The sequence below is a fragment of the Streptomyces sp. NPDC107454 genome, from assembly GCF_055582885.1.
On record NZ_JBVJPA010000019.1, the window covers coordinates 1 to 14,812 of the forward strand.

Annotated in this window: 6 protein-coding genes, 1 tRNA gene and 1 rRNA gene; 7 read left to right on the forward strand and 1 reads right to left on the reverse strand. The window is 68.7% G+C overall.

Features of this window, described 5'->3' with window-relative positions; translation table 11 throughout:
- From rrf to ACZ69M_RS39545, 3 genes are all read left to right on the forward strand, one after another.
- Window positions 1–94 (forward strand): 5S ribosomal RNA (gene rrf, locus ACZ69M_RS39535); the annotation flags it as partial.
- Between the two features lie 114 nt (window positions 95–208).
- Window positions 209–871 carry a DegT/DnrJ/EryC1/StrS family aminotransferase gene (locus ACZ69M_RS39540; RefSeq protein ID WP_470057922.1) on the forward strand — a complete coding sequence of 221 codons (663 nt, stop codon included), beginning with the start codon at window positions 209–211 and terminating at the stop codon, window positions 869–871.
- A gap of 84 nt (window positions 872–955) precedes the next feature.
- Window positions 956–1,031 (forward strand) — tRNA-Thr (locus ACZ69M_RS39545).
- Between the two features lie 64 nt (window positions 1,032–1,095).
- On the opposite strand, the gene ACZ69M_RS39550 is transcribed toward ACZ69M_RS39545, so the two are convergent.
- On the reverse strand, window positions 1,096–3,843 hold the full coding sequence (locus ACZ69M_RS39550; protein ID WP_470057724.1) for a SpoIIE family protein phosphatase: 2,748 nt from the start codon (window positions 3,841–3,843) through the stop codon (window positions 1,096–1,098).
- A 428-nt stretch (window positions 3,844–4,271) separates the two neighbouring features.
- Here ACZ69M_RS39550 and ACZ69M_RS39555 point away from each other — a divergent pair, with 428 nt between their 5' ends.
- The 4 genes from ACZ69M_RS39555 to ACZ69M_RS39570 all read left to right on the forward strand — a co-directional run bounded on the left by ACZ69M_RS39555 (window position 4,272) and on the right by ACZ69M_RS39570 (window position 14,783).
- Window positions 4,272–9,767, forward strand: a complete 5,496-nt coding sequence (locus ACZ69M_RS39555; protein ID WP_470057726.1) for a HAMP domain-containing protein — start codon at window positions 4,272–4,274, stop codon at window positions 9,765–9,767.
- Between the two features lie 301 nt (window positions 9,768–10,068).
- Entirely contained in the window at window positions 10,069–10,752 is a 684-nt protein-coding gene (locus tag ACZ69M_RS39560) for a response regulator (RefSeq protein ID WP_054228614.1), read from the forward strand.
- 124 nt (window positions 10,753–10,876) lie between these two features.
- Window positions 10,877–13,615 carry a DNA translocase FtsK gene (locus tag ACZ69M_RS39565; protein WP_470057727.1) on the forward strand — a complete coding sequence of 913 codons (2,739 nt, stop codon included), beginning with the start codon at window positions 10,877–10,879 and terminating at the stop codon, window positions 13,613–13,615.
- A gap of 313 nt (window positions 13,616–13,928) precedes the next feature.
- Window positions 13,929–14,783 (forward strand): helix-turn-helix domain-containing protein, encoded by an 855-nt coding sequence (locus ACZ69M_RS39570; protein WP_352051086.1) that lies wholly within the window; start codon window positions 13,929–13,931, stop codon window positions 14,781–14,783.
- Window positions 14,784–14,812 lie beyond the last annotated feature (29 nt).

The following is a 14,812-nucleotide window of genomic DNA, read 5'->3' on the forward strand; positions in this document are numbered from 1 at the left end:
AACGCCCGGTTACATTCCGAACCCGGAAGCTAAGCCTCACAGCGCCGATGGTACTGCAGGGGGGACCCTGTGGGAGAGTAGGACGCCGCCGAACTCATATTAAAAGAGCTGGTCCCCGAACTTCGGTTCGGGGACCAGCTCTTTTTTGTTGTCCGACACTTTGCGTTCACTTTGCGCGACAAGCATCCGCGGCATGGGTACAGCTGCAATGCTCAGGGCCGCGGGCGTCGGAGTCGGCGACGAGGTCATCGTGCCGGCGTTCGGGAACGTCGAGGTCGCGGAGGCCGTGACCCAGGTCGGTGCGTCGGCCGTGTTCGCCGACATAGATCCGGTGACCTACTGCCTTGACGCCGGTGCTGTCGAGGCGGCCGTCACCCCGAGGTCGAACGCTGTCGTCGTCGTACACCGCTTCGGTCGGTCGGCCGACATGGTGCGACTGCGGGATGTCGGGCAGCGACACGGGCTCCTGGTGCTGGAACTGGGCGAGTCCGAGGCGCCGTACGACGAGATCGCGCAGCGCAGGGAGCGGGCCTCCTATCTCGACGGGCGGCTCAGCGGAGTGCGCACGCCGGACGGCGGTGACGGGCACACGTACCAGCAGTACGTCGTGCGCGTGCCCGGCAATGGCCGGCCGGACCGGGATGCCTTCGCACGGGCCGTACGGGCCAAGGGAGTCGAGTGCCGGGTGCCGGTGAAGACGCCTGTGCACCGGCTGCCCGGGTTCCGTCGGGACGTGCACCTCCCGGAGACCGAGCGGGCCGCCGACGAGACCCTCGCGCTGCCCGTGGACGCGTCGTTGACGAAGCGGGAGATGCAGCGGATCGTGTCCGCGTGCAATGCGCTCGGCGGATTGCTGCAGCCCGCCTTCTGATCCGACGGGACTGGTTGGGAGCACGCCGCTGTTCGGGGTATGATCTATTTCGTTGCCGCGAGGGAAACCTCGAAAAGGCGACTGGCCCCCCTAGCTCAGTCGGCAGAGCGTCTCCATGGTAAGGAGAAGGTCAACGGTTCGATTCCGTTGGGGGGCTCCAGCAGAAAAGGCCTCCACCCTTGCGGGTGGGGGCCTTTCGCATGTCCCGGAGTCGAGTGCCGACCTCAGTCCCGCTGAAGACCCGGCACCCGCATGGCCAGAATCGCCATGTCGTCGGACGGGGCGTCGGAGGCGAAGCGCTCGACCGCGCGCATGATGCGGGCGGCCACCGCTCCAGCCGTGAGGCCCGTACACGTCGTGAGGACGTCCGTGAGGCCGTCGTCGCCCAACATGCGGGTGCCCTCACGGCGTTCGGTGACGCCGTCCGTGACACACAGCAGGACGTCGCCCGGGTCGAGGGTGATGGTCTGCTCGTACAGCTCCAGGTCCTCCATGACACCGAGGAGGGGCTGCGGTTCGGCAGCCGCTTCCACGGTGCCGTCCTGGCGCAGGCGGAGCGGGAGCGGATGGCCCGCGCAGACCACCTTCAGCATGGCGCTGCCGTCCTCCTGAGGCCACAACTCGCCGTAGAGCAGGGTCAGGAAGCGGCTGCGGGCGCCCTCGTCCAGGATCGCCGAGTTCAGGCGCTCCAGGACCGCGGGGCCGCCGAAGCCCTCGCGGGCCAGGAGGCGCAGGGCGTGCCGGGCGAGGCCCGTGACCGCCGCCGCCTCCGGGCCCGTACCGCAGACGTCGCCGATGGCGAAGCCGTAGACGCCGTCACGGATCGGGAAGAGGTCGTAGAAGTCGCCGCCGACCTCGTTGCCCTCGCCTGCCGCGCGGTAGATGACCTCGACCTCGACGCCGTCGATGTGCGGGAGGTCGGGCGGCAGGAGGCTGCGCTGGAGGGACTGGCTGATGGCCGTGCGCTCCGAGTACAGGCGGGCGTTGTCGAGGGCCAGGGCGGCCCTGCGGGACAGGTCCTCGGCCAGTTCCAGGATTTCCTGGCGGAAGTGTTCGTCGGAGGGCTTGCCGAGCGTCAGCATGCCGATGACGCGGTTGCGGGCCACCAGGGGCAGGACGACGGTCTCGCCGCCGACCGCCGCGGCCGTCGCCAGGGTCGTACCGATGCCGGAGGTGACCGAGGCGGGCTCGCCGAGGCCCAGGCTGCGCATGGAAGTCCGCAGGGCCGCCTGGTGGGCGGCCTCGCCCGGGGCCGCCCAGACGCGGGCGCCGGGGGTGGGGACCGGGTCCGGTGGAGCGATCTTCGAGAGCAGGGCCTTGAGACCGTCGATGCGTTCCTCGTCCTCGTGCAGGACGTACGAGAGGTACGGGTCCGAGGCCTGGTCGGCGATCGTGTAGACCGCGCACCAGGTGGCGAGGGTCGGGACCGTCATCTGGGCCATCAGGGCGAGGGTCTGGTCGCGGTCCAGGGTGCCGGCGAGGAGGTCGGAGGCCTCGACGAGGAAGCTCAGCGAGCCGCGGCGCAGGCGTTCCAGCTCACCCAGGCGGGCCGATTCCACCGCGAGCGCGATGCGGTCGGCGGCGAACTGGAGGCGCAGGGCCTCCTCGTTCGAGTAGCGGGAGGGTCCCTCGGCCGCGACACCGAGGGAGCCGGTGAGGCGGCCCTCGACCTTCAGCGGGACCGTGACGACCGAGCGCATGCCGGTGCCGGCCAGCAGCGGTACGGCGCCGGGGACGACCGTCAGGTCCTCGTGGACGGCGGGCATGCGGGCCGAGCCGTAGCGGCCGGGGCCCGCCTCGACGGGGACGCGGGCGAAGCGCTGGCGGGCGGAGGGCAGGCCCGTCGAGGCTCGTACCTCCAACTCCGTCTCGTCGTCGGTCGCGAGGAGCAGGAACGCGGAGTCGCCGTCGAGCATGTCGCGGGCGCGCTCCACCGTGCGCTGGAGGAGGCCGTCCAGGTCGTCCGGGGCGGGGGAGCCGATGAAGACCTCGAAGGGGTCGGTGGCCTGGCCCTCGGAGCTGGTCGTCGTGTCGGTGGCCGACGCCCGCAACGGGGTCTGCAGGACGGCGCGTTCGTGGTCGCGTACGAGGAGGCAGACCGTGGAGGGTTCGCCGCCCGTGTCGCGTACGCGGAGGTGGGAGGCGTAGACCGGGGTCACGCGGCCGCTCGCGCCGCGGAGCCCGTACGTGCCCTCCCAGCGCGAGAGTTGGAGGGCCTCGACGATGCCGGTGCTGGTGCCCGGGGTGTGCGGCCAGGCCGCGAGGTCGGTGAGGGGCTTGCCGACGACCTGCTCGGCGGCGTACCCGAAGAGGTCCTCCGCGTCCTCGTTCCAGGCCGAGATGGCGCCGACGCGGTCGATCTGGATCACCGCGACGCGGACGCGGCCGTCGGCGAGCGGAAGGAGGTCGGCGGGGAGGGAGGGGCCCGCGGTGCGGGTGCCGACCGGGCGATCGGGGAGGTCGAGGTGGAACCAGACCTGCTTGTGCGTGGGGGAGTAGTCGACGCCCCAGCGGCCGGCCAGGGCGGCGCACAACTGGAGTCCGCGCCCGCCCTCGCGGTCGGGGCTGCCCATGTTCACAGCCGTCGCCTGGAGTGGAATTTCACGTTCCGGGTAGCGGTCCGCCACCTCGATGCGTACGCCTTCGTCGCTGCGCAGACACAGGACATCCGCGGAGGTGCCCGCATGCACGACAGCATTGGTGACGAGTTCGCTGGTCAGAACCACCGCGTCGTCGACGATGTCGGCGAAGCCCCAGCCCTGGAGGGTGTCGCGGACGAAGGATCTGGCGGTCGCGACCGATCGCCCGACGGGATCGAAACTGGCGGCCGCGCGCGCGGTGATCACAGCACTCCTTGTCCGGTTGTCGGCGTGCGGGGCCCCGTGGCCGACCCGCTCCTGCCGGGGCAGTGCCTGGTTCCCGGTCGACCGAGGATCCTGGGGCTGTCCCCCAGGATGCAGTCCGGTGGTCATGGTGCGGTGCCCCTCCGATGCCTGCCCGCTCGTTCTTGTGCCACCGTCCAGGCCGGACAAACCGGTGTGGCTGGACAGCCGCATGCAAGGTTACTTACCTTCGCCGTCCATGCGGATGCCGGTCACCGGTGTTTCCGTCGGGAGAGGGGCAGAGTTTCCGTTCGGACAGGTGCGTGTGTTTCCGTTTCCGTCCTGACAAGGCTGTGCCCGCTTCCGGGCGGTGTGCGGACGATGTGCGAAGCTGCCGAACTGTTATGGCCTGGTTCAGCCGGGGTGAAACACTGGGCAAGCTCCAGTGGGAAGGTCGGACAGGCTGAGTGCCTGCCGGTCCGCCGAGCAAGTAGTACCTGAGCACGAGCAGTAGTACCCGAGCAAGCAGTACCCGAGTACGCCGAGCAGTAATGGTCGACCCTTGCGGGAGGGACACAGTGGAGTCTGGCGCAGCGACGCGGGGCGGTAAGACGCGCGCAGAAGACGGACAGTCCCTGAACAACCGGCGCACACCACGCAATGGCACCACCGAGGTGGATACGGCTGCCCTGAACAGGCTGCTGACGGCCCTGGTGTCGATGCGGGACGGCAATTTCCGCAAGCGCCTCACGGTCTCCGGTGATGGCGTGATGTCGGAGATCGCGGCTGTCTTCAACGAGGTGGCGGACCGGAATCTGCATCTGACGGGTGAGCTGTCGCGGGTGCGGCGGGTGGTCGGGCGTGAGGGAAAGCTCACGGAGCGGCTGGAGTCGGGCGCCTGCGAGGGTTCCTGGGGTGTCGCGATCGACGCGTCGAACGCGCTCGTCGACGACCTCGTACGACCGGTCTCCGAGGTCGGCCGGGTGCTGTCCGCGGTGGCGGAGGGCGATCTGTCGCCGCGTATGGAGCTGCGGGCGCAGGCGGCGGACGGCAACGGGCATCCGCTGCGCGGGGAGTTCCTGAAGGTCGGACGGACGGTCAACAACCTGGTCGACCAGCTGTCGACGTTCACCGACGAGGTCACGCGCGTGGCCAGCGAGGTGGGCACCGAGGGCAAGCTGGGCGGGCAGGCCCGGGTGCGCGGAATGTCCGGTTCGTGGAAGGACCTCACGGATTCGGTCAACACCATGGCGTACCGGCTGACGGCTCAGGTGCGTGACATCGCTCTCGTGACGACGGCGGTCGCGAAGGGCGACTTGTCCCGGAAGGTCACGGTTCACGTGGCCGGCGAGATGCTGGAGCTGAAGAACACCGTCAACACGATGGTGGATCAGCTGTCCTCGTTCTCCTCCGAGGTGACGCGCGTCGCCCGCGAGGTGGGCACCGAGGGCGAGCTCGGCGGCCAGGCGCAGGTGCCAGGTGTGGCCGGTGTGTGGAAGGACCTCACCGACTCGGTGAACCTGATGGCCGGCAACCTCACGGCCCAGGTGCGTGGGATCGCGCAGGTGACGACGGCGGTCGCGAGCGGTGACCTGTCGCAGAAGGTGACTGTTTCCGCACGCGGCGAGGTCGCGCAGCTCGCCGAGACGATCAACCAGATGACCGAGACGCTGCGGACGTTCGCGGACGAGGTCACGCGGGTGGCCAACGAGGTCGGTGGCGAGGGGCGGCTCGGCGGTCAGGCGAACGTGCCGGGCGCGGCGGGGACGTGGAAGGACCTCACGGACTCCGTCAACACGGTCTTCCGGAACCTCACCACCCAGGTGCGGGACATCGCCGCGGTGACGACGGCGGTGGCCAACGGTGATCTGTCGCAGAAGGTCACCGTCGACGTGGCCGGCGAGATGCTGGAGCTGAAGAACACCGTCAACACGATGGTCGACCAGCTGTCGTCGTTCGGTGTCGAGGTCACGCGCGTGGCGCGCGAGGTCGGTGTCGAGGGTGAACTGGGCGGCCAGGCGCAGGTGCCGGGTGTGGCCGGTACGTGGAAGGACCTCACCGACTCCGTCAACACGGCGTTCCGGAACCTGACGGGTCAGGTCCGCAACATCGCGCAGGTGACGACGGCGGTCGCGAACGGTGACCTGTCTCAGAAGGTGACGGTCGACGTCTCCGGAGAGATGCTCCAGCTGAAGAACACCGTGAACACGATGGTGGACCAGCTGTCCTCATTCGCCGATCAGGTGACGCGGATGGCCAGGGACGTGGGTACGGAGGGCCGCCTGGGTGGTCAGGCCCGCGTGGACGGCGTGTCCGGTACGTGGAAGGAACTCACCGACTCCGTCAACTTCATGGCGGGGAACCTGACCTCGCAGGTACGGCAGATCGCCCAGGTCACCACGGCGGTGGCGCGGGGTGACCTGTCGCAGAAGATCGACGTGGACGCGCGCGGCGAGATCCTGGAGCTGAAGAACACCATCAACACGATGGTCGACCAGCTCTCCGCCTTCGCGGACCAGGTGACGCGGGTGGCCCGTGAGGTGGGTACGGAGGGCCGGCTCGGCGGTCAGGCGCAGGTGCCTGGCGTCGCCGGTGTGTGGCGCGACCTGACGGACTCCGTGAACGGCATGGCGGGCAACCTCACCGCCCAGGTGCGCAACATCGCGCAGGTCGCGACCGCGGTGGCGCGGGGTGACCTGTCGCAGAAGATCGACGTGGACGCGCGTGGCGAGATCCTGGAGCTGAAGAACACCCTCAACACGATGGTGGACCAGCTCTCGAACTTCGCCGAGCAGGTGACGCGGGTGGCCCGTGAGGTGGGCACGGAGGGCATGCTCGGCGGTCAGGCCGAGGTGCAGGGTGTCTCCGGCACCTGGAAGGACCTCACGCAGTCCGTGAACTTCATGGCGAACAACCTGACCATCCAGGTCCGTAACATCGCCGAGGTCACGACGGCGGTCGCCATGGGCGACCTGTCGAAGAAGATCACCGTCGACGCCAAGGGCGAGATCCTCGAACTCGTCACCACCGTGAACACGATGGTGGACCAGCTGTCGTCCTTCGCCGAGCAGGTGACCCGGGTGGCCCGCGAGGTGGGCACCGAGGGCATCCTCGGCGGGCAGGCCCATGTGCCCGGTGTCACGGGCATCTGGAAGGACCTCAGCAACAACGTGAACCTGATGGCCAACAACCTGACCATGCAGGTGCGCAACATCTCCCAGGTCGCCGCGGCCGTCGCCAACGGCGATCTGACCCGTACGGTGACGATCGAGGCGCGCGGCGAGGTCGCGCAGCTCGCCGACACCTTCAACACCATGGTGAAGACGCTGAGTTCGTTCGCCGACCAGGTCACCAAGGTGGCCCGCGAGGTGGGCACGGACGGCATCCTCGGCGGGCAGGCGCACGTCCCGGGTGTGGCCGGTACGTGGAAGGACCTCACCGAGTCCGTGAACGGGATGGCGTCCAACCTGACCGGTCAGGTGCGCAACATCGCGATGGTCACCACGGCCATCGCCAAGGGCGACCTCACCAAGAAGATCGACATCGACGCGCGCGGCGAGATCCTGGAGCTGAAGACCACCATCAACACGATGGTCGACCAGCTGTCGTCCTTCGCCGAGGAGGTCACCCGAGTCGCCCGCGAGGTGGGCACCGAGGGGCAACTGGGCGGCCAGGCCCGGGTGCGTGACGTCGACGGCACCTGGCGCGACCTCACGGAGTCGGTGAACGAGATGGCCGGGAACCTGACCCGGCAGGTGCGTGCCATCGCGCGCGTGGCGACCGCGGTGACCCGCGGCGACCTGAACCTGAAGATCGACGTGGACGCCTCGGGCGAGATCCAGGAACTTCAGGACTACATCAACAAGATGATCGCCAACCTGCGCGACACCACCATCGCCAACAAGGAACAGGACTGGCTCAAGGGCAACCTCGCCCGTATCTCCGCCCTGATGCAGGGGCGCCGCGACCTCGACGACGTGGCCTCGCTGATCATGAGCGAGCTGACGCCGGTGGTCTCGGCGCAGCACGGCGCGTTCTTCCTCTCCATGCCGCTGGTCGACGGCAAGGAGGCGGGCAACGACGAGGACGCCTACGAGCTGCGCATGCTCGGTTCGTACGGCTACTCGATGGGCTCCATGCCGACGTCGTTCCGGCCCGGTGAGGCGCTGATCGGGACGGCCGCGCAGGAGAAGCGCACGATCCTGGTGGAGAACGCGCCGAGCGGCTACCTGAAGATCTCGTCCGGGCTCGGTGAGGCGCCCCCGGCGCAGGTGATCGTGCTTCCGGTGCTCTTCGAGGGGACCGTGCTGGGCGTGATCGAGCTGGCGTCCTTCACGCCGTTCACGCAGATCCAGAAGGACTTCCTGAACCAGATCGCCGAGATGATCGCGACGAGCGTCAACACCATCTCCGTCAACACCAAGACGGAGGTGCTGCTCAAGCAGTCGCAGGAGCTCACCGAGCAGCTGCGGGAGCGCTCGGCGGAGTTGGAGAACCGGCAGAAGGCCCTTCAGGACTCCAACGCGGAACTGGAGGACAAGGCCGAGCTGCTGGCCCAGCAGAACCGCGACATCGAGGTCAAGAACACCGAGATCGAGGAGGCGCGGCAGGTCCTGGAGGAGCGTGCCGAGCAGCTCGCGGTCTCCATGCGCTACAAGAGCGAGTTCCTGGCGAACATGTCGCACGAGCTGCGCACGCCGCTCAACTCCCTGCTGATCCTCGCGAAGTTGCTCGCCGACAACGCCGAGTCGAATCTGACGCCGAAGCAGGTCGAGTTCGCGGAAACGATCCATGGAGCGGGTTCCGACCTGCTCCAGCTGATCAACGACATCCTCGATCTGTCGAAGGTCGAGGCGGGCAAGATGGACGTGTCGCCGACCCGCATCGCGCTGGTCCAACTCGTCGACTACGTAGAGGCCACTTTCCGTCCGCTGACCGCGGAGAAGGGCCTGGACTTCTCCGTCCGGGTGTCGCCGGAACTGCCCGCCACGCTGCACACCGACGAGCAGCGCCTCCTTCAGGTGCTGCGCAACCTGCTCTCCAACGCGGTGAAGTTCACCGACTCCGGAGCGGTCGAATTGGTGATCCGGCCCGCCGGCGCGGATGTCCCGGTGGCCATCCGGGAGCAGCTCCTGGAGGCGGGTTCGCTGCGGGACGCGGACGCCGGTCTGATCGCGTTCTCGGTGACGGACACCGGCATCGGGATCGCCGCCAGCAAGATGCGGGTGATTTTCGAGGCCTTCAAGCAGGCGGACGGTACGACGAGCAGGAAGTACGGCGGCACGGGTCTGGGGTTGTCCATCTCGCGGGAGATCGCGCGTCTGCTGGGCGGTGAGATCCACGCCCAGAGCGAGCCGGGACGCGGTTCGACGTTCACGCTGTATTTGCCGCTGCACCCGAGCGAACTGCCCCCGCAGGGCTACGGGCAGCTCGCGCCCGCCCTGGAGGCCGGGGAGTTGCTCGCCTCGGAGGCGGAGCTGTCCGGGGTCGGCATCGAGACGCCGGCCGAGGTGAAGTCGTACCAGGAGACGCAGAACGGGCCCGCCGCGCTCTTCAGGCGGCGCCGCAGGGCGCTGCCCGCGAACGAGCAGCGCCCGGGGCTGCCGGGGCCGAACGGGACCGCGGGTGCCTCTCAGGAGCAGTGGGCGGCCGGGGTTCAGCAGGAGGCGGCGCCGCAGCCGCGCCGAGGCATCCGGTTCGAGGGCGAGAAGGTGCTGATCGTCGACGACGACATCCGCAACGTGTTCGCGCTCACCAGCGTCCTGGAGCAGCACGGCCTGTCGGTGCTGTACGCCGAGAACGGCCGTGAGGGCATCGAGGTGCTGGAGCAGCACGACGATGTGACGGTCGTCCTGATGGACATCATGATGCCCGAGATGGACGGCTACGCCACGACGACGGCGATTCGCCGGATGCCGCAGTTCGCCGGGCTGCCGATCATCGCGCTCACGGCGAAGGCGATGAAGGGCGACCGGGAGAAGGCCATCGAGTCCGGTGCGTCCGACTACGTCACCAAGCCGGTCGATCCCGACCATCTGCTCTCCGTGATGGAACAGTGGATGCGCGAGGAGTGAGCGGGATGGGTGTCGCCGGGTGGTGTCGGCGGCCGGGAAGCCGGGCTGTGCGCGCCGACTCGGCGGCGCGGGGCGCCCGACGTCGTATAACTGACGGTGGCCGAAGCCGTGTAGAAGTGCGGGATTCGGGGAACCTTCTGGTCTCCCGCTACGTTTCTGCTACGTGCACAGTGACATCGCGGTGACAGGGTGTGGCGACAGGCGGGGTGCGGCTACCATGACCGGCACAAGGACGGGCGACGCAAGGGAGTCGTCCTCTGGGGCGGCGCCCGGTGCACTGCCGGGGCGAGGAGGGCGGGCCATGGTGCAGAAGGCCAAGATCCTTCTGGTCGATGACCGGCCGGAGAATCTGCTGGCGCTGGAGGCGATCCTCTCCGCGCTCGATCAGACACTGGTACGGGCATCGTCCGGAGAGGAAGCGCTCAAAGCGCTGCTGACCGACGACTTCGCGGTCATTCTGCTGGACGTCCAGATGCCCGGAATGGACGGTTTCGAAACCGCGGCGCACATCAAGCGGCGCGAACGGACTCGGGACATCCCGATCATCTTTCTCACGGCGATCAACCACGGCCCGCACCACACCTTCCGGGGGTACGCGGCGGGTGCGGTGGACTACATCTCCAAGCCGTTCGACCCATGGGTGCTGCGCGCGAAGGTCTCGGTCTTCGTCGAGCTCTACATGAAGAACTGCCAACTGCGCGAGCAGGCAGCGCTGCTGCGGCTGCAGCTGGAGGGCGGCGGCAAGACGGCGCTCGGCTCGGCCAAGGAGCCGGCCGGTCTCCTCGCCGAACTCTCCGCGCGGCTCGCCGCCGTTGAGGAGCAGGCCGAGGCGCTGTCCAAACAGCTCGACGACGACTCGGCGGACGCGGCGGCGGTGGCGACCGCGGCCCATCTCGAACGCAAACTCACGGGACTGCGCCGGGCGCTGGACGCGTTGGAGCCGGGCACGGGAAGCGGCGCGCCGTCGGTGCCGTCGCAGAACTGACCTCCGAGGAGTCCTTCGTTCGCGGTGAGCGCGCGTCAGTTCTGGTCCCTGGTACGGGCGACACGAACGGGTGAAGCAGTAGGCACACGTGTCCGCTGTCGTCTCCACCGGTAACCTCACACTCATGGCCTCACGTCAGTCCGCAGCCAAGAAGCCGCCCGCGAAGAAGGCGGCCGCTCCGACGAAGGCTCCGGCGAAGAAGGCCCCCGCGAAAAAGGCAGCCGCCAAGAAGGCGCCCGCCAAGAAGGTCGCGGCGAAGAAGGCCCCACCCGCGTCGGCGCCCAACCCCACCGCGGGTGTGTACAAGCTCGTACGCGCCGTGTGGCTGGGCCTCGCGCACGCCGTCGGCGCGATGTTCCGCGGCATAGGACGGGGCGCGAAGGGGCTCGACCCGGCGCATCGCAAGGACGGACTCGCGCTGCTGCTGATCGGGATCGCGCTGATCGTCGCGGCGGGCACGTGGTCCAACCTGCACGGTCCCGTCGGCGACCTCGTCGAGATGCTGGTGACGGGTGCCTTCGGGCGCCTCGACCTGCTGGTGCCGATACTGCTCGCGGTCATCGCCGCCCGCTTCATCCTGCATCCCGAGAAGCCGGAGGCCAACGGGCGCATCGTGATCGGCCTGTCCGCGCTCGTCATCGGTGTGCTCGGCCAGGTCCACATCGCCTGCGGGGCGCCCGCGCGCAGTGACGGCATGCAGGCGATAAGGGACGCTGGCGGGCTCATCGGCTGGGCGGCCTCGACGCCTCTGACGTACATGATGGGCGACGTCCTCGCGGTGCCGCTGCTCGTGCTGCTCACGATCTTCGGCCTGCTGGTCGTCACGGCGACTCCCGTCAACGCGATCCCGCAGCGGCTGCGGCTGCTCGGGCAGAAGCTGGGCGTCGTCCAGGCCGACCCCGACGAGGACGCCTTCGGCGAGGACGACGAGCGCTACGACGAGCAGTGGCGTGAGGCGCTTCCCGCCCGCTCCCGGCGGCGTTCACGCGCCCCTGAGGGATACGACGCGGAGAGCGCCGAGGAGGAGGCGCTCACCAAGCGCCGCGGCCGTCCCCGGCGGCCCGGTGCGCAGCAGCCCGACATGAACCGGCCCATGGACGCGGTGGACGTCGCCGCGGCCGCCGCCGCCGCGCTCGACGGCGCCGTGCTGCACGGGATGCCGCCCTCCCCGCTGGTCGCCGATCTGACGCAGGGTGTCACGGCGGAGCGTGACGGCTACGAGGAGACGACCCCGGTGCCGGCCGCGCGCGCCAAGGCCGTCCCGGGCGCCAAGCGGCCCAAGCAGGAGGCCCTGGCCGTCGAGTCCGTCGTGCCCGACCTCACCAAGTCCGCGCCCGACGCGCCCCGCGACCTGCCCCCGCGCGCGGAGCAGCTCCAGCTGTCCGGTGACATCACCTACTCCTTGCCGTCGCTGGACCTCCTGGAGCGTGGCGGGCCCGGCAAGACGCGCAGCGCCGCCAACGACGCCGTGGTCGCCTCGCTCCAGAACGTCTTCATGGAGTTCAAGGTCGACGCCGCCGTCACCGGCTTCACGCGCGGTCCGACGGTCACGCGCTACGAGGTCGAGCTCGGCCCCGCCGTCAAGGTCGAGCGGATCACGGCGCTCACCAAGAACATCGCGTACGCCGTCGCGAGCCCCGACGTGCGGATCATCAGTCCGATCCCCGGCAAGTCGGCGGTCGGCATCGAGATCCCCAACACCGACCGCGAGATGGTCAACCTCGGTGACGTGCTGCGCCTCGCGGACGCGGCCGAGGACGACCACCCGATGCTGGTCGCGCTCGGCAAGGACGTCGAGGGCGGCTATGTGATGGCCAATCTGGCGAAGATGCCGCACGTGCTCGTCGCCGGAGCCACCGGTTCCGGTAAATCCTCGTGCATTAACTGCCTGATTACGTCCGTCATGGTCCGGGCGACCCCCGAGGACGTCCGGATGGTCCTCGTCGACCCCAAGCGGGTCGAGCTGACCGCGTACGAGGGCATCCCGCACCTGATCACGCCGATCATCACCAACCCGAAGCGGGCCGCCGAGGCGCTGCAGTGGGTCGTACGGGAGATGGATCTGCGCTACGACGACCTCGCGGCGTTCGGCTACCGGCACATCGACGACTTCAACGAGGCCATCAGGAACGGCAAGGTGAAGCTGCCCGAGGGCAGCGAGCGCGAGCTGACGCCGTACCCGTATCTGCTGGTGATCGTCGACGAGCTCGCCGACCTGATGATGGTCGCGCCGCGCGACGTCGAGGACGCGATCGTGCGCATCACGCAGCTCGCGCGTGCGGCCGGCATCCACCTGGTGCTCGCCACCCAGCGGCCGTCCGTGGACGTCGTCACCGGTCTGATCAAGGCGAACGTGCCGTCCCGGCTCGCCTTCGCCACGTCGTCGCTGGCGGACTCGCGCGTCATCCTCGACCAGCCGGGTGCCGAGAAGCTGATCGGCAAGGGTGACGGGCTCTTCCTGCCGATGGGGGCCAACAAGCCCACCCGTATGCAGGGTGCCTTCGTCACCGAGGACGAGGTCGCGGCCATCGTGCAGCACTGCAAGGACCAGATGGCGCCGGTCTTCCGGGAAGACGTCACCGTGGGCACCAAGCAGAAGAAGGAGATCGACGAGGACATCGGCGACGACCTCGACCTGCTGTGCGCAGCCGCCGAACTGGTCGTCACCTCGCAGTTCGGGTCCACCTCGATGCTCCAGCGCAAGCTGCGGGTCGGCTTCGCCAAGGCAGGGCGGCTGATGGACCTCATGGAGTCGCGCGGCATCGTCGGGCCCAGCGAGGGCTCCAAGGCGCGTGATGTTCTTGTGAAGGCCGACGAGCTGGATGGAGTGCTCGCCGTGATTCGTGGGGAAGCTGAAGCGTAGAGCTTTTGGCGGAGGAAAACAGGACAGGTCGGTCACCGTACGGGTGAGATCTCGGCGGCTCGGTCATGGCGCGGACGGTTCGCTCCGTGACACATGGATATTCGAACGTGACTCACCCGTAAGGGAAAGACGGGCAACCGTTTCCCTTCGTCGTACGTCAAGTTGAGCGAGGGGACAGGTCCCTGTCCCAACATCAGGATGACCGGCCATTCTGATGGCGTACAAAGTCCCACCGCCCGGTTGCCCCACCCTTTCGCACCCCCCCTAAACTGAACCTCCAGCACAGGTGGCTACACGCTCGAAAGGCGCCCCCGTGTCCATCGGCAACTTCCCTGACGGCAACTCCCCCGAAGACGAGCGCCCGTTCGAAGAGCACCGCGAAGAAGTCCTCTCGGTCGGTCGTGCCCTGCGGCAGGCCCGCATCGAGGCAGGACTGACGGTTGACGACGTCAGCAACGCCACCCGGGTCCGTATCGGCATCGTGCACGCGATGGAGCAGGACGACTTCGCCCCCTGCGGCGGTGACGTGTACGCGCGCGGTCACATCCGGACGCTGGCCCGGGCCGTGCGCCTCGATCCGGCCCCGCTGCTCGCCCGCTACGACGCCGAACACGGCGGGCGTCCCGCGCCGACCCCCGCCGCCCCGCTGTTCGAGGCGGAACGTATCCGTCCCGAGCGCCGCGGGCCGAACTGGACCGCCGCGATGGTCGCGGCGATCGTCGCCGTGATCGGCTTCGTCGGCTTCACCGTGGTCAAGGGCAGCGGTGGGAGCGACGCGAAGTCGTCGGTCGCCGAGGGCTCCACACCGACCGCCAGTACGTCCACCACCTCGGCCAGCCCCAAGATCAGCAAGCCCGCCGACCCGAAGCCCGAGCCCTCCGACAGCGCCATCGCGGCGGCTCCGCAGGACAAGGTGACCGTCCAGGTGAGCGCCCCCGACGGGCGCAGCTGGATCTCCGCCAAGGACCACAATGGCCGGCTTCTCTTCGATGGTCTGCTCAAGCAGGGCGAGTCCAAGACCTTCCAGGACAAGACGAAGATCGACCTGGTCCTCGGCGACGCGGGCGCCATCAAGCTGTACGTGAACGGCAAGAAGATCGACGATCAGTTCCAGCCCGGCCAGGTCGAGCGACTGACGTACACGAAGGGCGACCCCGTCGTCGGATGACTTCGGACGGCCGTGAGGGTCGCACAAAG